The following is a 23137-nucleotide window of genomic DNA, read 5'->3' on the forward strand; positions in this document are numbered from 1 at the left end:
CGACCAGCGATGACTGGTCCGCCCGCGCTCAGCTCTCTGGCCCGTTCGTCCGACGCGGCGGCTGAGTCTCCGGCACGGCCTTCGGCCGCGTCTCAATGATCTTCGAGGAGTGACACATGCGAATTCGTTTCAGCCATCAGGCCCAGGACCCCGACCGGCCCGCCGAGGACGGCGCGCCCGAGGGCTCGCCCCGCGCCTCACTGCCCGGACGAGGGCTTCCGGCCGCGCCCCGGCGCGTGTCGATGCCCCGTACGCCGGTCAGGCCCACCCGTCAGCCGCGCCGGATCCCCGGCAAGGGCGGCCGCTGACGGTCGGAAGGCCGCCCCCGGCCCGGAATGTCTGGCAGGGGCGGCCTTCCGCCTCGCACGCGCCCTCGGGAGACCCTCCGGGAGCCTCTCGCGGGTCAGACCCGCTCGATGACGGTGACGTTCGCCTGGCCGCCGCCCTCGCACATCGTCTGCAGGCCGTACCGGCCGCCGGTGCGCTCCAGCTCGTGGACCAGCTTGGTCATCAGGATCGCGCCGGTGCCGCCCAGCGGGTGGCCCAGGGCGATGGCGCCGCCGTTGGGGTTGACCTTGGCGGGGTCGGCGTCCAGCTCCCTGATCCACGCCAGCGGGACCGGGGCGAACGCCTCGTTGATCTCGGTGACGTCGATGTCGCCGATGGAGAGCCCGGACCTCTGCAGGGCCTTGCGGGTCGCCGGGATCGGCGCGGTCAGCATGTAGACCGGGTCGTCGCCGGTGAGCGCCAGCGTGACGATCCTGGCCCTGGGGACCAGGCCGTGGTCGCGGATCGCCTTCTCGGAGGCGATCAGCAGTGCGCCGGAGCCGTCGGAGATCTGTGAGGAGGTCGCCGCGGTGATCCGTCCGCCCTCGCGGAGGGTCTTGAGCGACGCCATCTTCTCCAGCGTGGTGTCCGGCCGCGGCCCCTCGTCGTCCTCGACGCCGTTGACGGGGGCGATCTGGTCCCGGAAGTGGCCGTTGGCGATGGCCTTGGCCGCCCGCTGGTGGCTCTCGTAGGCGTACCGCTCCAGCTCCTCGCGTTCGAGGCCCCACTTCTCGCACATCAGCTCGGCGCCGCGGAACTGGGAGATCTCCTGCTTGCCGTACCGCTCGACCCAGCCCTCGCCGAACGGGAAGGGCATGCCCTTCTCCAGGGCGGCGGTGATCGACGAGCCCATCGGCACGACGCTCATCGACTCCACGCCGGCGGCCACCACGAGGTCCTGGGTGCCGGAGAGCACGCCCTGGGCGGCGAAGTGGACCGCCTGCTGGGAGGAGCCACACTGGCGGTCGATGGTGACGCCCGCGACGTTTTCCGGAAGGCCCGCCGACAGCCAGGCGTTGCGCGCGATGTCCATGCTCTGCGGGCCGAACTGCATGACGCAGCCCATGATGACGTCCTCCACCGCGGCCGGGTCCACGCCGGTGCGGTCGATGAGCGCCCTGAGCGTGTGCGCGGCCAGGTCGGTGGGGTGGACGGTGGACAGCCCGCCCTTCTTCTTGCCGACCGGGGTGCGGACGGCTCCGACGATGTACGCCTCTGCCACAGTGCCTCCTGCTCATGGAACCGAGCAATGTTCGGTTACTAGCAGGTTACAGGAGAAGCCTTCCCGCTGTCGTGCTCAGGAGGGACGGTTCAGGACGATGTATCCGTCGCGGTCATAGACCTTGCGGTAGCCGTTCGCCAGGGCCTCGTCCACCCGGCGCCGCTGCGCGTCGAAGTCGCCGAACGGGTAGCTCCACCGCGCCACGTCCGCCACCACCCAGGGCGCGCCGTAGCTCTGCGGGCCCCACAGCAGTACGGTCGTCCGCGCGGTGAGCGCGGGGCCGACGTTGTTGACCGCCTCGACGACCACGCCGTCCGGGACCGCGGCGACCGCCTCGCGGGCCGCGGCGACGTGCGGCTCGCCCTCGTAGAAGGACGACTCGACGAGGTCGCCCATGGCGAACTTCGGGACGAGCGTGAGGCCGATCACGAGGATCGCGACCGCCCAGTACGGGACCGGATCCCACCGGCCCGGACGGCCCGCCGGACCGTCCGCGGACCTGTTCCCCACGGGCGTCTCTTCTGTGGGCGTGTCCTTCCCGGACGGACCGGCCTCCGTTCGCCCGGCGTCCTTTCGCCCGGTTCCGGGACGCCCGGCGGCCGTTCGCCCGGCTTCCGCCCGTTCGGCCGCCTCCTCATCGCCCCGCCCCGCCTCCTGGCCGGCCCGCCTCTCCGGACGGTCGACCCACCTCTCCGGACGGTCGGCCCGCCTCTCCGGACGGTCGGCGAACCGGCGCCGCAGCCGGTGGACGCCGTCCGCCCCGGCGCAGAACAGGATCCCGACGACGAAGGCGTTGTACTGGAAGTCCGTCCCCCACCACTGCGGCCGGTCCGACAGGAACCGCTCCACCACGAGCGGGACCGCCACCAGGGTCAGCGGCGAGGCCAGCGCGGTCAGCAGCACCGGCCACAGCAGGAAGGCCAGGGTGTCGACCTTGACCTCGGGGCTGACCATCTGCCACAGCGCCCCTGCCGGGTCGCGCGCGACGGCCAGCACGACCTCCCCCAGGCTCGCGCCCCAGGCGCCGTAGGCCCAGTGGAACCCCGACGGGGGCGACCCGGCCATCGGCATCAGCACACCGCGGATCATCACCAGCGCGCCCAGCGAGAAGAAGACGAACGCGGCTCCTTGGAGCCGCCGCCGGGTGAGGAAGAGGTACACCCCGAACCCCGCGACGAGCAGCCCCATGTCCTCCTTGACCAGCAGCAGGCCGAGGGCGGCCACCACGCCCCAGGCCGGGCGGCCGGCGTCGAACCGCTCGATCATGATCGCGCTGAGCAGCGGGACGAAGGCCACCTCGTGGAAGTCGAACCCGGCGGCCTGCGCGACCGGCCACGACACCAGGTAGGCGGCGGCCACCAGGTGCGCCGGGACCGGCCCCAGACGGCGCTCGGCGTAACGATGGATCGGGATCGCGGCCAGCGCGAGCAGCACCGCCTGGGCGACCAGGAGCGTCCGCGGGTCGTCGTACAGCCAGTACAGCGGCGCCAGGACCGCGAGGATCGGCGAGAAGTGGTCGCCGAGCTGGAGGAAGTCCATGCCCAGGCCGTAGGTCATGCCGACCGACGGCGTGGCGGGCGGCCCGAAGTGCGCGTAGCCGCGCACCGCCTGGTCGAAGATGACCAGGTCGAAGATGCTCACCTTGAAGGTGGCGAACTTGACCAGGCTCAGCACCGAGTAGGCCGTCGTCGCCAGGGCCACCAGCGCGGTCAGGATCAGCCCGTGCCGCCGCCCGCGGGCGAAGTCCGCGACGGACCCCCCGGCGGCCTTGACGGTGGCCTTCGCGTCCGCGGTCTTCGCGTCTGAGATCTTCCCGTCCACGGCCTTCGCGTCCGCGGTCCTCGCGACGGCGCCGGGCCTCGGCGCTCCGGAGGACCGGGTGAGGGCGAGCGGGTGCGGGGGCCGCCGGGCGGCCGGGGAGACGGTGCTCATTTCCGCCGCGTTCCCGTCATCGTCGCGTAGACGATGACGTTGTCCGTGTAGTGGCCGGTGGTGCGGTCGTAGGTGCCGCCGCAGGTGATCAGGTGGAGCTGGGCGTCACGTGACCGCCCGTACACCCGTTGGGTCGGGAACACCGATTTCTCCGCCTGTTCGAGCCCGCCCACGGTGAACATCGCGATCACGCCGTCCTTGCGGTGCACCTCGATGAGGTCGCCGTTGCGGATCTCGTCGAGGCGGCTGAAGACCGCGCTGCCGGACCGGGTGTCCTTGTGGCCCAGCATGATCGCCGGTCCCGCCTCCCCCGCGGTGGGCCCGGAGCGGTACCAGCCGACGAGGTTCGGCCTGCCGATCGGCGGCACCTCGATCGCGCCCTGCCCGTCCAGCCCGACGGACCTGATCGGCGCGCTGACGCCGAGCTTCGGGATGACCAGGCGGACCGGCGTCGAGGGCTGCATCGGGGGCGCGGGCGGCAGGGCCGGCGTGGGCGGCGGCGCGGTCGGGGCCGCCTGGAAGTAGGGGCCGGAGCTCGCGTTCACCTGGCTGCGCGGCGGCAGCGCGGTGCGCCGGTCGGCCAGGCCGTACTCCTCGGGTTCGGCCAGCATGAGCAGCAGGCCCACCAGCACGGTGACCACTCCGGCGATCCCCGCCAGGATGAGCACCGACCGGAGCATCCTCCCGCCGTCGTCGGGCCGCCCGCCGTACGGCGGGCCGTACCCGTCGTGCGGCGGGTACGGCGGGCCGCCCGGTCGGCCCGGGTACGGCGGCACCGGCCCGCGGGGGCGCATCGGCGGGCGGCCTGGCGGCGTCGGGAGCGTCACCGGGTCATCCGGGTCAGCCTCTGGTCGCCGTGCGGCGGCGCAGTACCAGGCCGCCCGCGGCGGCGCCCGCCACCATCAGCACGCCGCCGAGCATGACCACCCGGGCGTCCGGCCCCGCGTCGCCGCCGCCTCCGGTGGAGGCGCCGCCGCCGGGGGTCTTCTCGATCTGCCCGTCCTCGTCCCCGGCGGTACGGGTGCTGGTGACGGTGACCACCGGGTCCGCGGTCTCGGCGCCCGTGTCGGTGGGAGTCGGGGTGGGGGTGGGCGTCGGGGTGGGGGTCGCGGTGGGCGTGCCGGTGCCGGTGCTCGTCGCCTGGACGGTCACCAGGGCCGCGGCGGCGGCGGCAGCGGCCGGGTCGACGACGCAGTCGTACAGCTCGTTCTCGGCGCCGGTCCCGGTGCCCGTGCCGGTCCCGCCCGCCGGGATGTAGAGGGTGAAGGCGCCGGGGTGGACCGCGAAGACGCCGGTCGCGGTCGGCATCACCGTGAACAGCACGGTCGGGAACGACGTGATCGACCCGCCGGAGGGCACCGCCCCGGAGGTGGTCGTGGCCTCGGCCGACGGGGTCGCCACGGGGGTCGGCAGCGGTGAGCCGCTGACGACCACGTCGGCGTCGACGGCGATCCGGTCGCCCGCGCCGATCGCCGTGGGAGCGGCCAGGGCCGGTGCCGGTGAGCCGATCTTCAGGGTGATCACGGCGGCGGAGTTGGGTGTGGGCGCGGTGACCGGGCCGGCCAGCTCCACCTGGAAGGTGTGGGCGGCGCCGCCGGTCCCGCCCGCGACCGGTGTGCAGGTGTAGACGACCGCTTTCGGCGTGGCGAGCAGGGAGGCGACGGCGGGGACGGCGCCGAAGAGGACGCCCGCGCCCGCCATCGCGATCGCGGTCGTCTTGGCCGCGACGCGACGCCGCGTCCTGGACTCCAGCACGGTGCTCTCCGTTCTCTCCACGTGGCCGGTCGGCCGCCCGGGGCGGTCGTCCACGATTCCAAACCATGGTCACGGTTCGGCATAGATCCTATGAACGGTGGCCTAGAGATGCACGCAACTCCACAAAACGGGCACAAATTCCTTCCAGCCCCGTCGCGGCCACCTTCCCCTTGGCCGCGGGGAGGGCTCGGCCCCACCGTGGCACCGGGAGGAGAGCGCACCCTCCCGGTGCCGCGTTGGACCGCTCCCACGGCTCCGCCGGGCCGCCGAGCCGCTGAGCGCCGGCCCCCGGGTCAGCCGCCCGACGACGCCGCCGGACCGCCGGGCGGCTGAGCGCCGGCCGCCGGGTCAGCCGCTCCCGGCGCCGCGGGCGGCCGCTCCGGAGTCCCGCCGGCTCGCGAGGAACAGTGCCAGCAGGAGGTACGGCACGGCGGAGAGTGCGAAGATCATCCCGTGCCCGGCCACCGCCGAGGCGGCGGCGTAGACCCCGTACACCCCGAGGCAGGCCACATCCGTGGCCAGGCCGGCCACCGACGTCACGGTGGCCCGCGCCGGACCAGCGATGGTGTTCTGCAGCCGCACGTCGACCAGCACGGTCGACGTCTGGAAGACGCAGAAGGCCGCCGCTATGGCGAAGAACCCGAGCGCGTTCCCGGCGGCCGCGCCCGCGCCGAGCGCCACCGCCCCCGCGGCGAGGAGCACGGCGAGCCCCCGGAGGGTCAGACGGCTCCCGGCCGCCACGAGGAAGCCGCCGGCCGCGACCCCCGCGGAGATCAGGAGCACCAGGAGCGGCACGGTCTCCGTGGCCACCCCGACGTCGGCCGCGAGGAGCGGGACGTACTCCTCCAGCGATCCCCACAGGGCCGCCACCGCGGGCACCAGCAGCAGGGCGCGCCGTACGGCCCGGTCGCCGCGCGCCTCCCGCAGTCCCGCGCGCAGCATGCCGAGGTAGGCGCGCGGCGACGACGCCTCCGCGTCCTCACCGGGATCGTCGTCCCGGTCCTCCGTGAGGTCCCCGCCCGGACCGCCTGTCCCTCGGCGCGTACGGCGAGGACGGTGCGTGCGGTGTTCGGGGAAGGCGGCCGCGACGGCGGCGCAGACGATGCAGACCAGGACGCTGGCCACGCCGACCAGCGAATAGCCGCCCGCGGCGAACAGCGGTACGGCCAGCGCGGTGGCCGCCATCACGACGCCGGTGCCGAGCGCGCGGGCCCTGCCCATGATCCCGGCGTAGCGGCCGGCGGCGTCCTCGCGTTCCAGCTCGGTGTAGACCAGCGCCTCCAGCGATCCCGACTGCAACGCCCCCGAGGTGCCCCAGAGCACGAAGCCCACGGCGAAGGCGCCGTAGGAGGGCAGCAGGAACCACAGGGCGTAGCCGGCCCCGGCGAGCAGCGGCGCCAGGACGAGGAGCAGCCGCCGGGAGACCGTGTCGGCCCACGCCCCGGACGGGATCTCCATCACCAGGGAGGTGAGCGACCAGATGGCGAGCAGCGAGGAGATCTCGGCGGTCGACAGGCCGGTGTCGGCGAACAGCAGGGCGTAGAGCGGGTAGAGCAGGGTGAAGTCGTCGAGGAACGTGTACGCGTAAAGAGTGGCGGCCAGCCGCCGCACGCGTGCGTCCGAGGCACGCGGCAGAGTGATGCTCATGAGGTCCTTCTCACGGGGATGCTTCGCGGACGGGATGCTCGGCATCCCCGGCGGTCCGCGGCAGCGTGCCCCGCTCGGGCCTCAGGTCGTGGATCAATGTCGCCAGGTCATGCCGGGATGATATCCGCCCGTCTTCGGAGCGATCCATCCCTTTCCACCGGATCCTCGGCGGCCCGCCCGGACCGCGGGGTCCCCGCGGCCCCCGTCCCGGTGACCCCCGTCCCGATGATCCTCATCCCCATGTCCCGCGTCATGACGGTCGCGGCGGCCAGAGCGGTCCCGGCGGCCCGCGTCGCGCCGCTGCCGGCGCCGGGCGGCCCGATGGCCGCCGGGCGCGACGTCCTGGCCGGATCCAGCCCGGCGCGGGCGACCCCCGGGTCGTCGGCGAAGATCCCGTCCACCCCGAGCCGGCACAGCCGTCCCAGCCAGCCGGCCGCGTCGCCCGGCAGACTCCGGTAGCGCGGGTCCCGGCGGTCGCCCCGGCGGTACTCGGCCGGGAGCCTGCCGTTCTGCGCGCGGACCGTCGACACGTGCACCAGCAGCCCCGCGGCGTGGGCGTCCGCGACGAGCGAGGTGGGCGGCAGCGACATGCCGTGCGGCCCGCGGGGGACGACCCGCCGGGTGACCACCCCGACGCCGTCGGCGTACCGGGCGATCTCCCGCAGGCCAGCCGGGGTGACCATGTCGTCGTAGGTGCGCGGGTCCCCGGCGGCCACCAGGTCGTACGGCGCGCCGGCGTCGGCGACGAACTGGACCAGCCGCAGCCGGGTCATGGTGCGGAGTCTCCTGAGGTTGCCGGTCTCGAAGGACTGGACGAACACCGGGTCGGTCGCGTCGTCCCAGCCGTACCGGGCGAGGGTGGCCAGCAGGGGCTCCTCCAGCGGCAGCCCGATCGAGGCGAAGTAGGAAGGGATCTTGGTCTCGATGTGCAGCCCGGCGCCGCGTCGCTGCGCGAGCCGGACGATCTCGTCCAGGGTCGGGATCCGGTCGAGCCCGTCGTAGGCGGCGCTGCCGGGCCGGAGGCCGGGGCAGCGTTCCCGGGCGCGCAGGGTGCGCAGCTCGGCGAGGGTGAAGTCCTCGGTGAACCAGCCGGTCCTCGGGTGGCCGTTGATCACCTTGGTGGTCCGCCGCGCGGCGAACTCCGGGTGCCGGGCGACGTCGGTGGTCTGCGACAGCTCGTTCTCGTGCCGGGCCACCAGCACGTGGTCCCTGGTCGAGACCAGGTCGCACTCGATGTAGTCGGCGCCGGTCCCGATGGCGAGGTCGTAGGCGAGGAGGGTGTGCTCGGGCCGCAGCGCGCTGGCGCCGCGGTGCGCGATGACGATCGGCTCCCCGTCCGGGCACGCGCTCCGCCCCGGTCCCGGTACGGGCGCCGGGGCGGAGACGGGTGGCCGGTCGGCCGCCGGGAGCCCGCCGTACAGGGCCGCGAGCGCGGTTCCGCCCGCGAGCACGGCCAGCAGGCCGCCGCGCGTCCTGCTCGGCATCCGGCACCCCCACTCAACGGCGGGGGACATTGATATATCCCTATATACCCGGACTGGCCTGGCGAATAACGGACAGATCGCTCCCCGGCGGCTACACGCGCGAGAACAGGCGGTCCCGTGCGACGCGGGCGACGCCCGGATCGTCGGCGAAGACCCCGTCCACCTTGAGGCCGTACAGCCGGTCCAGCCAGCCCGCCACGTCGCCGGCGGCGCCCCGGTATCCCCTGACGGCGGGGTCTCCCCGGCGGTAGTCGGCGGGGAGCCTGCCGTTCTGCGCGCGGACCGTCGACACGTGCACCAGCAGCCCGGCGGCGTGGGCGTCGTCGACGAGCGAGGTCGGCGGTCCCAGCCTCCCGTCGGGGCCGCGCGGCACGATCCGCCGGGTGTTCACGCCGATGCCGTCGGCGTACCGGGCGATCTCCCGCAGGCCCTCCGGGGTGACCATGTCGTCGTAGGTGCGCGTGTCACCGGCCGCCACCAGGTCGAACGGCGCCCTTCTGCCGCCGATGAACTGGATCAGCCGCAGATGCGTCATGGTGCTGAGCTTCTTCAGGTTGCCGGTCTCGAAGGACTCGACGAACACCGGGTCGGTCGCGTCGTCCCAGCCGTACCGGCTGAAGGTGGCCAGCATCGGCTCCTCCAGCGGCAACCCGATCGAGGCGAAGTAACTCGGGAACTTGGTCTCGGCGTAGACGCCGACGCCGCGCCGCTGCGCGAGCCGGACGATCTCGTCCAGGGTCGGGATCGTCGCCCTGTCTCCGTAACCGGCGTCGCCGCGCCGCCCGGGGTGCCGGTCCCGGGCACGCAGGGTGCGCAGCTCAGCGAGGGTGAAGTCCTCGGTGAACCAGCCGGTACGGCGGACACCGTTGATCACCTTGGTGGTCCGCCGGGCGGCGAACTCCGGGTGCCGGGCGACGTCGGTGGTCTGCGACAGCTCGTTCTCGTGCCGGGCCACCAGCACGTGGTCCTTGGTCGAGACCAGATCCGGCTCTATGTAGTCGGCCCCCGAGCGGACGGCGAGGTTGTAGGCGAGGAGGGTGTGCTCGGGCCGCAGCGCGCTGGCGCCACGGTGCGCGATGACGATCGGCATCGTGCCGTGACGCCCGGTCTGAGCGGTCGCGCCGTCCTGCCGCCCGGCCAGGACGGCCGCGCCGCCGTGGCTCCCGGCCAGGACCGCCGCGCCGCCGTCGCGTCCGGTCCGGTGCACAGCGTCGCCCCGGCGGTCGGCCCGGTACGCCACCGGGCTCATGGTCCGGCCGTCCAGCGGGCCCAGGCGCGGGTCCCCGGCGGAGCTCACCCGGTGCTCGCTCGTCGACCTCGTGCTGCTCTCGCCGCCCGAGTCCCGGTACTCGTCGGCGTCGGAGTCCTGGTACGTCGCGGGACGGCCCACGCCCGGCCGGGTGTGGCGGCCGGCCTCCTGCGCCCGCCGTACGGTCCCCTGCCGCGGGTGCCAGCCCGTCCTCGACCTCGTGCGCCAGCCGCCCGGTGACTTGCCGTGCCTGTCGAACAGCGATCTCACGTGGTGCCGGTCGTCACCCGGCCTGCCGTGCCGTCCACCCGCGTTCTGGTGGTTCAGTGCTCCGATCGCCGCCATCGCGATGAGAAGGGCCGCCGCTCCGGCCCGGACAGTGCTCACAGCGTCACTCCCGCCGCTCGTTCTCACGGGGGGAGACTGATGTCGATCTACCCGTTCCGGCCGGACCGCTAACGGACCCGCACCGGCGCCGCGCCGCTACATCAGGGGGCTGCGGCCGGGGCGGAGGCGGTCGACCAGGCCCCGCGCGTAGAAGGTCTCCCAGGGCTCCGACGGGTCGGCCGTCGCGTACTCCGCGTCCAGTCTGACCAGCTCGTAGACGAGCCGGCTGCGGAGCGGCTTGGTGCCCAGCGCCTCCGGCAGCTCCGAGAGGTTGACCAGCCAGTCGGCGTACCAGTACGGCCAGTCGTCGTCGACGCCGTCGGTGATCCGGTAGACCCGGTGATGCGTCTCGGCCGCCTCGTGCAGGATCCCGCGGACCTGTTCCACCCGCCCGTCCATGCGCGACACCCCCTTCGGCCCCGCCGCGGCCCTCGGCCCCGGCTCCCCGCCCGCGGCACGCGCCGCGGGCGGATACCGCCCCGTTCCCTCCAGGGTAGCGATCGGCCCCCTGACCAGCGGAGACGCCGTACGGCACCGCCGCGCCGCCACCGCCGTACGGCACCGCCGCATCGCGCCGCGACCGCCGTACGACGGCACCGCCGTACGGCGTGCGGACGGCGCGGACCGCGACCCGGACGCTTGCGGGGGCCGTACAGGGCCCCCGCAGGGCTCGTGCGGAGCCCGTCAGGTCACGAGGCTGATCCCGGGCATGGGGCAGAGCATCTTGTCCTCGGCGTCGAACTTCTTCTTGGCGCTCCAGGGGACCGTCTTGCCGGCGGGCACCTTCACCCGGGTCCGGGCGTAGTCCAGGGTCGTCGCCTTGGTGGTGGTGAAGTACACGACGATCCGGTAGGTGACCGGTTTCTTCTCCGGGTTCGTCGCCGTTCCCGCGGCGCCCCAGCCGCCCGGTACGGCCGCGCACTTCGTCTGGACGATGTTGCTGCGGACATTCGGATCGTTGTGGATCTTCTTTGGAAGCGGGTTCGCCCCGACGGGCCCCGCGACCGGCGTCGCGGCGGGCGCCGCGGCCGGCGCCTTCTTCGTGGCCGCCGAGGCGTCGCCCGTGGCGGTCTCCCCCGAGGCGCATCCGGCGGCCAGCACGGCGGCCAGCATCACCAGCGCAGGGACTTTCACCGCCGAGGGCGGCGCATTTCTCGTATTCATTGAACGACTCCCGCAGTGTCGGTTCGTCTCCGCCGATATCCGTTTTCCCGGCCGGTGCGGCGTCGCCGTCGCGATTCGGGGCGTCCGCCGGAAGCGCCGGGTGTCCGTGGCATATCCGCACGTCACGCTTGAGCCTCACGCATCGGAGGGCCACCGGGATATTCGGTTCACGATTTCCATGAGGCGATGGATGTCATATCGCTCACGATTCTATGACCGCCCTGCGGGGGCGACATTCCGCATTGTCCGCCGCTGACCCTGATTTGAGGGGATGTTATCACTCACCGATTACACATCTCCCTATATTCCTTGTATGACGGATAGGGGTGGCCTTTCGGCCACCCCTATCCTTTATCGCCATCTATCCTTTGTCGTCATCCGCCGTGCCGGTGCGACTTCCCGTGGAGACGGCGGGCGGGCATCGTGCCCTGGCGGCGGTGGTGCCGCCGGTGCGGCGGGTCCGCGATCCGCCCTCCGGAGTCCGGGTGGAAGAGGTGGCCGTCGTGGCGCCGGTCGTGAGCCCGGCACCGCCGCGACGCGTGACTCCGTCCGGAGCAGCCGTCCATATCACCGATGACCTTGGTCCTGTTCCGGCTCACCGAGGTGATGTCCTGGGTGTCGCGGGCGTAGCCGGCCTCCTCGCCGGAGGACGACCTGTCGTGCGCCCGCGAACGCACCAGCTCGGGCCGCGGCCGGGGCCTCGGGGCGACGGCGATGACCGTCACGGTAGAGCTGTTGGATGTGACGGCCGGGCCCGACGGCGGGGTGCCCGAGGCGGTCGCCGTGTTCGTGATCGAACCGGCGATGAGGTCCGCCGCGGTCACCCGGTAGGTGCCGGTGCAGGTCAACGACGCCCCCGGCGCCAGCGGCGTCGCCGGACAGGTGATCACCGGAGGCGTCCCCGACCCGGAGAACGCCGTGTCCGTCGCGCTCACCCTCCGCAGTGTGACGTTTCCGGTGTTGGTCACCAGGTAGGAGTACGTCACCGTCTGACCCGCTGCCGTCACCCTCGTCGGCGAGGCCGACTTGGCGAGCGTCAGCGCGGCGTTCGCCGTGGCCGTCACCGTCGCGTTCGACGGTTCCGACGTCACCGCCGGGCCCTCCGGCGGGGTGCCCGAGGCGGTCGCCGTGTTGGTGATCGTCCCGGCGTCGATGTCGGCCTGCGTCGTCACGTACGTGCCCGTACAGGTCGCCGACGCCCCCGGCGCCAGCGGCGTCGCCGGACAGGTGATCACCGGAGGCGTCCCCGTACCGGAGAACGCCGTGTCCGTCGCGCTCAGCCTTCGCAATGTGACGTTGCCGGTGTTGGTCACCAGATACGAGTACGTCACCGTCTGGTTCGCCGCCGTCACCGTCGCCGGCGACGCCGACTTGGCGAGTGCCAGCGACGCGGTGGGCGTGGCCGTCACCGTCGCCGTCGAGGGGTTGGAGAGGGTGACCCCGCCCAGCGGCTGGGTGCCCGAGGCGGTCCCCGTGTTCCTGATCGACCCGGCGTCGATGTCGGCCTGCGTCGTCACGTACGTGCCCGTACAGGTCGCCGACGCCCCCGGCGCCAGCGGCGTGTCCGGACAGGTGATCACCGGAGGCGTCCCCGTACCGGAGAACGCCGTGTCCGAGGCGCTCAGGTTGCGGAGCTCGACGTTGCCGGTGTTGGTCACCAGGAAGGAGTACGTCACCGTCTGGTTCGCCGCCGTCACCGTCGTCGGCGATGCCGACTTGACGAGTACCAGCGACGAGTCGACCGCCGCCGTGACCGTCGCGTTCGACGGTTCGGAGAAGACCGGCGCGCCCTCCGGCGGGACGGCCCTGGCCACCGCCGTGTTCGTGATCGATCCGGCGTCGAGGTCGGCCTGGGTCACCGCGTACGTGCCCGTGCAGGTCGCCGACACCGTCGGCGCCAGCCTCACGTCCGGGCAGGTGATCACCGGAGGCGTCCCCGAGCCCGAGAACGCGGTGTCCTCCACGCTGATGTTCCGCAGCGTGAGGTTACCGGTGTTGGTGACCAGGAAGGAGTAGGTCACCGTTTGGTCCGGCGCCGACACCGTCGCCGGCGAGGCCGACTTCAGCAGCGATACCGCCGGCATCTCGTCGTCGGGCACCACCAGGGTCGACGGCTCCGACGTCACCGGCGGGCCCGTCGGCGGGGTGCCCGTGGCGACCGCCGTGTCGGTGATCGAGCCCGTGTCGATGTCGTCCTGCGTCGTCACGTACGTGCCGGTGCAGGTCGTGGAGGCTCCCGGCTCCAGGGTCGTCACCGGGCAGGTGATGACCGGCGGCGTTCCGGTGCCCGTGAACACGATGTCCTCCACGCTCACGTCCGTCAGCGTCCGGTTGCCGATGTTGGTGACCAGGTAGGAGTAGGTCAGCGTCTCACCCGCCCTGAGCACGAACGTCGGCGAGGACGACTTCAGCACCGACAGGCCGGGCGCCGACTCGGCGGTCACCGTCGCGGTCGACGGGCCCGAGGTGATCGGCTCGCCCTCCGGCGGGGTGCCCGTGGCGACCGCCGTGTTCACGACCGACCCCGCGTTCAGGTCCGCCTGCGTCACCGCGTACGTCCCCGTGCAGGTCGTCGTCGCGCCGGGAGCCAGCGTCGTCACCGGACACGTGATCACCGGCGGCGTCCCCGAACCGGAGAACGCCGTGTCCCGCGCGCTCACGTTCGTCAGCGTCCGGTTGCTGTCGTTGACGAGCGCGTAGGAGTACGTGACCGTCTGGCCGGCCGTCGTCACCACGCTCGGCGTCGCCGACTTCAGCAGCGACAGGCCCAGGACCGGCGGGATGGTCACCGTCGCCGTCGACGGGTCCGACACCACCCGCGGGCCCTCCGGCGGGGCGCCCGACGCGGTCGCCGTGTTCACGATCGAACCGGCGTCCACGTCCGCCTGCGTCGTCACGTACGTGCCCGTGCAGATCGTGGACGCACCCGGAGCCAGCGTCGTCACCGGACACGTGATCACCGGCGGCGTCCCGGTGCCCGAGAACGCCGTGTCGGTCGCGCTGACGTCCGTCAGCGGCACGTTCCCGGTGTTGACGACGTCGTACGAGTAGGCGACCGTCACCCCGGCCGCCAGCACCGTGCTCGGGAAGGCCGTCTTATCCAGCGACAGCCCGGGGCGCGACGGAATCGTCACCGTCGCGGTGGACGGGCCGGACGTCACCGCCGGACCGGTGGGCGGCGTGCCGGAGGCGACCGCGGTGTTCACGATCGACCCCGCGTTGACGTCGGCCTGCGTCGTCACGTACGTCCCCGTGCAGGTCGTGGACGCGCCCGGCGCCAGCGTCGTCACCGGACACGTGATCACCGGAGGCGGGCCCGAACCCGAGAACGCCGTGTCGGTCGCGTTCACGTCCGTCAGCGTCGCGTTGCCGGTGTTGGTGATCGCGTACGAGTAGCTCACCGTCAGCCCGGCGGCCAGCACCGTGCTCGGGAAGGCCGTCTTCTGCAGCGACAGCCTGGGCAGCGACGCGACGGTCACCCCCGCGGTCGACGGGCCGGAGGTGATCGGCTCGCCCCCCGGCGGGGTGCCCGAGGCGGTCGCCGTGTTGATGATCGACCCGGCGTCGATGTCCGCCTGCGTCACCGTGTACGTGCCCGTACAGGTCACGGCCGCACCCGGCGGCAGCGTCGTCACCGGACACGTGATCACCGGAGGCGTCCCCGTGCCCGAGAACGCGATGTCCTCCGCCTTCACATCGGTCAGCGTCCGGTTGCCGGGATTGACGATCCCGTAGAAGTACGTGACCGTCTGGCCCGCCGCCGACACCGTGACCGGCGCCGCCGTCTTCAGCAGCACGATGCCCGGGGCCGACTGGACGATGACCGTCGCCGACGACGGACCGGAGACGACCGGCGGGCCCTCCGGCGGGGTGCCCGAGGCCACCGCCGTGTTCACGATCGACCCCGCGTCGATGTCCGCCTGCGTCACCGTGTACGTGCCCGTGCACGTCACGGCCGCACCCGGCGGCAGCGTCGTCACCGGACACGTGATCACCGGAGGCGTCCCCGTGCCCGAGAACACGATGTCCTCCGCCTTCACGTCGGTCAGCGTCCGGTTGCCGTCGTTGACGATCGCGTACGAGTAGGTGACCGTACGGCCCGCCACCCCCACCGAGGTCGGGAAGACCGTCTTCAGCAGCCTCAGGTTCGAGATCGGCGGAATGGTCACCGTCGCCGTGGACGGGCCGGACGTCACCGCCGGACCGGTGGGCGGGGTGCCCGAGGCGGCCGCCGTGTTCACGATCGACCCCGCGTTCACGTCCGCCTGCGTCGTCACGTACGTGCCCGTACAGGTGGTCGATTCCTGCGGCGCCAGGGTCGTCACCGGGCAGGTGATCACCGGTGGCGTCCCCGTCCCGGAGAACGCCGTGTCCTGCGCGCTCACGTCCGTCAGCGTCGTGTTCCCGGTGTTGGTGATCGCGTACGAGTAGCTCACCGTCAGCCCGGCAGCCAGCACCGTGCTCGGGAAGGCCGTCTTCTGCAGCGACAGGGTGGACCGCGACTGGGCGGTCACCGTCGCGGTCGACGGGCCGGAGGTGACCGGCTCGCCCGTGGGCGGGGTGCCCGACGCGGTCGCCGTGTTCACGATCGACCCCGCGTCGATGTCCGCCTGCGTCACCGTGTACGGGCCGACGCAGGTCGTTGAGGCTCCCGGAGCCAGCGTCGTCACCGGGCACGTGATCACCGGAGGCGTCCCCGTACCCGAGAACGCCGTGTCCTGCGCGGTCACACCCGTCAGCGTCCGGTTGCCGGTGTTGGTGACCGTGTACAGGTACGTCACCGTCTGGCCCGCCGCCGACACCGTGCCCGGGGAGGCCGACTTCTGCAGCGCGATGTCGGGAGCCGACCGGACGTCGACCGTCACCGTCGACGGATCCGAGGTGATCGGCTCGCCCTCCGGCGGGGTGCCCGACGCCACCGCGGTGTTCACGATCGAACCGGCGTCGATGTCGGCCTGCGTCACCGTGTACGTGCCGACGCAGGTCGTGGACGCGCCCGGCGTCAGCGTCACCAGCGGGCAGATGATCACCGGCGGCGTCCCCGACCCGGAGAACGCGATGTCCTCCGCCTTCACGTCGGTCAGTGTCCGGTTCCCGGTGTTGACGATCACGTACGAGTAGGTGACCGTACGGCCCGCGGTCCCCACCGAGGTCGGGGAGGCCGACTTCGACAGCTCCAGGTTGAGGACCGGCGGGATGTTCACCGTCGCGGTCGACGGGTCGGACGTGACCGGCCCGCCCACGGGCGGGGTGCCCGAGGCGAGGGCGGTGTTCACGATCACCCCGGCGTCCACGTCCGCCTGCGTCGTCACGTATGTGCCGGTGCAGGTGGTGGACTCGTTCGGCGCGAGCGTCGTCACCGGGCAGGTGATCACCGGAGGCGTCCCCGTACCGGAGAACGCCGTATCGACCGCGTTCACGTCCGTCAGCGTCGTGTTACCGGTGTTGGTGACCGCGTACGAGTACGTCACCGTCACCCCGGCCGCCAGCACCGTGCTCGGGAAGGCCGTCTTCAGCAGCGCCAGGCGCGCCAGCGACTCGACCGTGACCGGTGCGCTCGACGGGTCGGAGACGATCGGCGGGCCCTCCGGCGGAGTGCCCGACGCGAGCGCCGTGTTCGTGATCGTCCCGGCGTCGATGTCCGCCTGCGTCACCGTGTAGGTGCCGGTGCAGGTGGTGGTCGCGCCCGGCGCGAGCGTCGTCACCGGACAGGTGATCACCGGCGGCGTCCCGGTGCCCGAGAACGCGGTGTCCTGCGCGCCCACGCTCGTCAGCGTCGTGTTACCGGTGTTGGTGATCGCAAACGAGTACGTCACCGTCTGGCCGGCCTCCGACACGATCGACGGGGACACCGTCTTCAGCAGCGCGATGTCCGGGGCCGACCGGACATCGACCGTCACCGTCGACGGATCCGAGGTGATCGCCGGACCCGTCGGCGGGGTGCCCGACGCCACCGCGGTGTCGGTGATCGACCCGGCGTCGATGTCGGCCTGGGTCACCGTGTAGGTGCCGGTGCAGGTCGTGGACTCACTCGGCGCGAGCGTCGTCACCGGACAGGTGATCATCGGAGGCGTCCCCGTACCGGAGAACGCCGTGTCGACCGCGTTCACATCGGTCAGCGTCACGTTTCCGGTGTTGACGACCTGATACGAGTAGGTGACCGTACGGCCTGCCTGTCCCACCGAGGTCGGGAAGGCCGTCTTCAGCAGTTCGATGTGCGGGCCCGGCTGCCCGGTGACCGTCGCGGTCGACGGGTCGGACGTGATCGTGCCGCCCCCGGGCGGCGTGCCCGACGCGGTCGCCGTGTTCACGATCGAACCGGCGTCGATGTCCGCCTGTGTCACCGTGTAGGGACCCGTGCAGGTGGTGGACGCGCCCGGCGCGAGCGTCGTCACCGGACACGTGATCACCGGCGGCGTACCGGTGCCCGAGAACGCGATGTCCTCGGCGGTCACACCCGTCAGCGTCCGGTTGCCGATGTTGGTCACCCGGTAGGAGTACGTCACGATCGAGCCCGCCTCCGTCACGGCCGACGGGAAGGCGGTCTTCAGCAGCGCCAGTTCCGGGGCGAACGGGATCGTCAGCGTCGCCGTCGACGGGTCGGACGTCACCGCGGGACCCGTCGGCGGGGTGCCCGACGCGGTCGCCGTGTTCACCACCGACCCCGCGTCCACGTCCGCCGGCGTCACCGTGTACGTGCCCGTACAGGTGGTCGACGCCTGCGGCGCGAGCGTCGTCACCGGACAGGTGATCACCGGCGGCGTCCCCGTCCCGGAGAACACCGTGTCCTCCGCGCCGATGCTCGTCAGCGTCGTGTTACCGGTGTTGGTGATCGCGTACGAGTAGGTCACCGTACGGCCCGCTCCGCCGACCGTGTCCGGGGACACCGTCTTCAGCAGCGCCAGCCGCGCGATCGACTCGACGGTCACCGTCGCGGTCGACGGGCCGGAGGTCACCGGCGGACCCGACGGCGGGGTGCCCGTCGCGAGTCCCGTGTTCACGATCGAGCCGGCGTCGATGTCGGCCTGCGTCACCGTGTAGGGGCCCGTGCAGGTGGTGGACGCGCCCGGCGCGAGCGTCGTCACCGGACAGGTGATCACCGGAGGCGTCCCCGTCCCGGAGAACGACGTGTCGGTCGCGGTCACACCCGTCAGCGTCCGGTTACCGGTGTTGGTCACCGCGAACGAGTACGTCACCGTCTGGCCCGCCGCCGACACCGTGCCCGGGGTCGCCGTCTTCAGCAGCTCCAGTTCCGGCACCGACGGGAAGGTCACCGTCGCGGTCGAAGGGTTGGAGGTGATCGGCGGGCCCGTCGGCGGGGTGCCCGCCGCCACCGCCGTGTTCACCACCGCTCCCGAGTCCACATCCGTCTGCGTCGTCACGTACGTTCCAGTGCAGGTGGTGGACGTGTTCGGTGCGAGCGTCGTCACCGGACAGGTGATCACCGGCGGCGGACCCGACCCCGAGAACGACGTGTCGGCCGCGGTCACGCCCGTCAGCGTCCGGTTACCGGTGTTGGTCACCGCGAACGAGTACGTGATCGTCCGGCCCGCCACCGTCACCGACGACGGGAACGCGGTCTTCAGCAGCGACAGGGACGGGGAGGACGGGATCGTCAGCGTCGCGGTCGACGGGTTGGACGTCACCGGGGGACCCGCCGGCGGGGTGCCCGAGGCGACCGCCGTGTCGACCACCGACCCCGCGTTCGCGTCCGCCTGCGTCGTCACGTACGTTCCAGTGCAGGTCGTGGACGCACCCGGAGCGAGCGTCGTCACCGGACACGTGATCACCGGAGGCGTCCCCGACCCGGAGAACGCCGTGTCGGTCACACCCACACCCGTCAGCGTCCGGTTACCGGTGTTGGTCACCGCGAACGAGTACGTCACCGACACCGTGCCCGGGGAGGCGGTCTTCAGCAGGGACAGGGACGGCGCCGACGGGATGGTCACCGTCGCGGTCGAAGGGTTGGAGTTGATCGGCGGACCCGACGGCGGGGTGCCCGAGGCGAGCCCGGTGTTCACGATCGCCCCGGCGTTGACGTCGGCCTGCGTCGTCACGTACGTGCCCGTGCACGTCGTGGACGCGCCCGGCGCCAAGGTCGTCACCGGACACGTGATCACCGGCGGCGGACCCGACCCCGAGAACGACGTGTCGACCGCGTTCACGCCCGTCAGCGTCCGGTTACCGGTGTTGGTCACCGCGAACGAGTACGTGATCGTCCGGCCTGCCACCGTCACCGACGACGGGAACGCGGTCTTCAGCAGCGACAGGGACGGGGCGAACGGGAAGGTCAGCGTCGCGGTCGACGGGTTGGACGTCACCGGGGGACCCGTCGGCGGGGTGCCCGAGGCGACCGCCGTGTTCACCACCGACCCCGCGTCCGCGTCCGCCTGCGTCGTCACATACGTCCCCGTGCAGGTCGTGGACGCCCCCGGAGCCAGCGTCGTCACCGGACATGTGATCACCGGCCGCGGACCCGAACCCGAGAACGCCGTGTCGGTCGCGCCCACGCCCGTCAGCGTCCGGTTACCGGTGTTGGTGATCGCATACGAGTACGTCACCGTACGGCCGGCCCCGCCGGCCGTGTTCGGGGACACCGTCTTCTGCAGCGACAGGCCGGTCAGCGACTGGACGTTGACGGTCGCGGTCGACGGGTTGGAGGTGACCACCGGGCCCGTCGGCGGAGTGCCCGACGCGGTCGCCGTGTTGATGATCGAACCGGCGTCGATGTCGGCCTGCGTCACCGTGTAGGTGCCCGTGCAGGTGGTGGACGCGCCCGGTGCGAGCGTCGTCACCGGACAGGTGATCACCGGCGGCGGTCCCGAACCCGAGAACGCCGTGTCCCGGGCGCTCACGCCCGTCAGCGTCCGGTTACCGGTGTTGGTCACCGCGAACGAGTACGTCACCGTCTGGCCCGCCGCCGACACCGTGCCCGGGGAGGCGGTCTTCAGCAGGGACAGGGACGGCGTCGACGGGATGGTCACCGTCGCGGTCGAAGGAGCGGAGGTGACCCGCGGACCCGTCGGCGGAGTGCCCGACGCGGTCGCCGTGTTCACGATCGCCCCTGCGTCCACGTCCGCCTGCGTCGTCACGTACGTGCCCGTACAGGTGGTCGACGCGCCCGGAGCCAGCGTCGTCACCGGACACGTGATCACCGGCGGCGGTCCCGAACCCGAGAACGACGTGTCGGTCGCGGTCACACCCGTCAGCGTCCGGTTGCCGGTGTTGGTCACCTGGTAGGAGTACGTGATCGTCCGCCCGGCGATCGTCACCGAACTCGGCGAGGCCGTCTTCAGCAGCGCGATGCTCGGCGCCGACGGGATGGTCACCGTCGCGGTCGAAGGAGCGGAGGTGACCTGCGGACCCGTCGGCGGAGTGCCCGACGCGGTCGCCGTGTTCACGATCGCCCCTGCGTCCACGTCCGCCTGCGTCGTCACATAGGTACCCGTACAGGTCGTGGACGCGCCCGGAGCCAGCGTCGTCACCGGACACGTGATCACCGGCGGCGGTCCCGAACCCGAGAACGACGTGTCCTGAGCGGTCACGCCCGTCAGCGTGGTGTCGCCGGTGTTGGTGACCAGGAAGGAGTAGGTGATCGTCCGCCCGGCCACCGTCACCGAGCTCGGCGAGGCCGTCTTCAGCAGCGACAGCGACGAGATCTGCACGGGGACCACCACCGAGGCGCTCGCGTCGGCCTCCCCCTGCTGGGTGGGCGTGTCGGAGCTGGCGTAGGTGACGGTCGCGGTGTCGGTGACCGTCGTGCCGGGCGAGTCGGGACCGAGCGTGACCCGGAACGTCACCGAGGTGGACTGCCCGGGGGCCAGCGTGCCGCCCGCGAAGGGCGTCGCGCCGGTTCCCAGCTGGACCTGGACCTGGTTGCCGACGAACTCGCACTGGTCGTCGCCCACGGCGTCCGTCTTCGGCCCGGCGTTCGGGCCCGAGGCGATGACGATGGTCTCCGGATCGTAGGTGGTGTTGCCCGGGATCGGGTCGGTCAGCACCACGTTGATCGCGTTGTCGTCCCCCGTGTTGGTCGCGGTGATGGTGTACTCGATGACGGAGCCGGGTGCGGGCTCCCCGCCGCCCACGACCGTGGCGGTCTTGCTCAGCCGGATGTTCGCCTGGCGGAGGTCGGTCTGCGTGAAGAACACCTGCGGCCAGTAGGCGTCTCCCACGGTGCTGAAGGTGAACTGGGCCGAGGTGTCGTTGTTCCGGAACGCCGAGGACGCGTCGACGATGTTGGAGTCGTACCCGAGCGTGTTGGTGTAGGTCGGGTTCCGGTCGGTCACCTGGTTGCCGAGCGTGGCGATGGTGGAGTTGAAGAAGTTGTTCGCCGGATGGAGGGCGTCGCTGAGCACGGTCAGCGGCCCGTTGGTGGTCTTGACGCTCAGGGAGTCGCCGACGATCGCGTTGTCACCGTCGAGGGCGACCTGCCCGAGGTTGACGTGCACCGCTCCGAGGGTCGGGGTCTGGAATCCGGACAGGGTGATCGTGGTGTCCGGAGCGCCGTTCTGCTGGAACAGGAAACCGTCGAACAGCGAGATGTTCCGCAGCGGCAGGGTCGGGTCCCGGTAGGCGACCACCAGCGTCCAGCCGCCGAACGCGCCGAGACCGTCGGAGCCCCGGGCGGCCTGCACGTTCCCCACCGCGTAGGTGCCGGCGCCGGCCGCCGTCACCAGGGCGGTGACGTCGGCGGACGCGCCGTAGACGATTCCGGCGGCGGTGACGTTGTCGGGGGTGTCGCCGATCGTGCTGTCGGTGGTGACCGTCCGGTAGGCGGAGTCACCCGGCGCCTTGATCAGCACCTGGCCGCGCTGGGCGATGGCGGGAGCGAAGCGGTTGCCGGCCGGCAGGCCCGGCGTGTCGGTCGTGGTCTGGCTCCGCCCGCCCCAGTACAGCCGCGCGTACGCCACCTGCGCACCGGGCGACACTGTGAGGTCCGCGGTGCTGGAGTTGAACGTCGAGGCGTCGCTGTCCACGTCGATGAAGGTGGCGGCGACGTTGTTGTTGCCCGTGCCGTTCCGGCGGGTGACGCAGTCCGCCACCGCGGGCGGGTAGCAGGTCACGACCGCGTTGGCCGCCCGGGTGATCGCACCGCGGAAGTTGTCGCCGTAACGCAGGGAGAAGGGGATCGGCGCCCGGCGCGCCGCCACTCGGGCGTCGCCCTTCGCGCCGGGCTTCGCCCGCGCCCCCGCGCGCTTCCCGGCCTTCGCCTTCGCGCGCTTCCCGGCCTTCGTCTTGGCGCGGCCTCCGGCTTTCGCTCTCGCGCGGTTCTCCGCGTTCGCCTCGGCGCCGCCGTTTCTCCCGCTCGCCCCGGCCTCGGCGCCGGCCTCGGTGTTTCGAGCCGTACCGGTCTTCGCGTCCGGCAGCGCCGGCCCGGCAGCGGCGTCCGGCGTCTTCCCGTCACCGGTCGCGGCGGCGTCCGACGCCTTCCCGTCACCGGCCGGCGTGGCGGCCGTATCGCCCGCGTCCTCCTCCGTCGCCGTCACCGGGGAGGCGGCGCCGGACGACCGCGCCTGCTCCCCGGCCTGCGCGGTGTCCCCGGAGGAGGTCGTCGTGCCCCGGCAGGTCCGCCCCGCGTCCCCGTCCACCGTGGAGATGGACATCCGCCCGGCGGACGCCGGAACCGGTACGGCGTAGCTGATCGTGGCGCTGTCACCGGCGGCCAGGTCGCCCGTCCACCTGAGCCTGGGCTTGGCATAGGCCAGCTTTCCCGTGGTGGCCCGTGCGTCGACCACGGCCCGGTCGCCGGGGATCCCCGAGAGGTCCTCGGCGAAGCCCGCCCCCTTCGCCGCGACCCGGCCGGTGTTGGTGACGCGCAGTGTGACGGCCGCGCGGCCGCCCTCGGCCCGCACCTCCCGCGTCAACCGCAACGCCGGCCCGGTACGGCCCGGCCCGGCCCACAGTCGATCACGAACGGCCGGACGCCTCTACCGTCCGGAGACGCGGTGGAGGAGGCGGGCGCCGTCG

The 23137-nt window shown here is 72.4% G+C and carries 11 protein-coding genes; 1 reads left to right on the top strand and 10 read right to left on the bottom strand.

Translation table 11 applies throughout. The features are described from left to right. Positions 1-116 precede the first annotated feature (116 nt). Complete coding sequence (locus AB0D67_RS19060; RefSeq protein WP_362936818.1) at positions 117-308, top strand: hypothetical protein; 192 nt, start codon at positions 117-119, stop codon at positions 306-308. A gap of 95 nt (positions 309-403) precedes the next feature. Here AB0D67_RS19060 and AB0D67_RS19065 read toward each other — a convergent pair whose 3' ends face one another. From AB0D67_RS19065 to AB0D67_RS19110, 10 genes are all read right to left on the bottom strand, one after another. Continuing rightward, entirely contained in the window at positions 404-1549 is a 1146-nt protein-coding gene (locus AB0D67_RS19065) for an acetyl-CoA C-acetyltransferase (protein WP_362936821.1), read from the bottom strand. Between the two features lie 75 nt (positions 1550-1624). Further along, positions 1625-3481 carry a DUF2079 domain-containing protein gene (locus tag AB0D67_RS19070; RefSeq protein ID WP_362936824.1) on the bottom strand — a complete coding sequence of 619 codons (1857 nt, stop codon included), beginning with the start codon at positions 3479-3481 and terminating at the stop codon, positions 1625-1627. Beyond that, positions 3478-4308 (bottom strand): class F sortase, encoded by an 831-nt coding sequence (locus tag AB0D67_RS19075; protein ID WP_362936827.1) that lies wholly within the window; start codon positions 4306-4308, stop codon positions 3478-3480. The genes AB0D67_RS19070 and AB0D67_RS19075 overlap by 4 nt, the downstream gene beginning before the upstream one ends. Positions 4309-4321: 13 nt before the next feature. Further along, positions 4322-5290, bottom strand: a complete 969-nt coding sequence (locus AB0D67_RS19080; RefSeq protein ID WP_362936830.1) for a hypothetical protein — start codon at positions 5288-5290, stop codon at positions 4322-4324. A gap of 294 nt (positions 5291-5584) precedes the next feature. Next, a complete protein-coding gene (locus AB0D67_RS19085) occupies positions 5585-6883 on the bottom strand; it encodes an MFS transporter (protein ID WP_362936833.1) in 1299 nt (432 codons plus the stop codon). Positions 6884-6990: 107 nt separating this feature from the next. Continuing rightward, positions 6991-8397, bottom strand: coding sequence for a glycerophosphodiester phosphodiesterase family protein (locus AB0D67_RS19090; RefSeq protein WP_362936836.1), 1407 nt, complete (start codon positions 8395-8397; stop codon positions 6991-6993). 61 nt (positions 8398-8458) lie between these two features. Then, positions 8459-10003, bottom strand: coding sequence for a glycerophosphodiester phosphodiesterase (locus AB0D67_RS19095; RefSeq protein WP_362936839.1), 1545 nt, complete (start codon positions 10001-10003; stop codon positions 8459-8461). A gap of 96 nt (positions 10004-10099) precedes the next feature. Then, on the bottom strand, positions 10100-10402 hold the full coding sequence (locus AB0D67_RS19100; RefSeq protein WP_362936842.1) for a hypothetical protein: 303 nt from the start codon (positions 10400-10402) through the stop codon (positions 10100-10102). 285 nt (positions 10403-10687) lie between these two features. Next, positions 10688-11167, bottom strand: a complete 480-nt coding sequence (locus AB0D67_RS19105) for a hypothetical protein (protein ID WP_362936845.1) — start codon at positions 11165-11167, stop codon at positions 10688-10690. A gap of 374 nt (positions 11168-11541) precedes the next feature. Beyond that, positions 11542-23040 carry a hypothetical protein gene (locus AB0D67_RS19110; RefSeq protein ID WP_362936848.1) on the bottom strand — a complete coding sequence of 3833 codons (11499 nt, stop codon included), beginning with the start codon at positions 23038-23040 and terminating at the stop codon, positions 11542-11544. Positions 23041-23137: the final 97 nt, after the last annotated feature.

The sequence above is a fragment of the Streptosporangium sp. NPDC048047 genome, from assembly GCF_040653115.1.
Lineage (GTDB): Bacteria > Actinomycetota > Actinomycetes > Streptosporangiales > Streptosporangiaceae > Streptosporangium.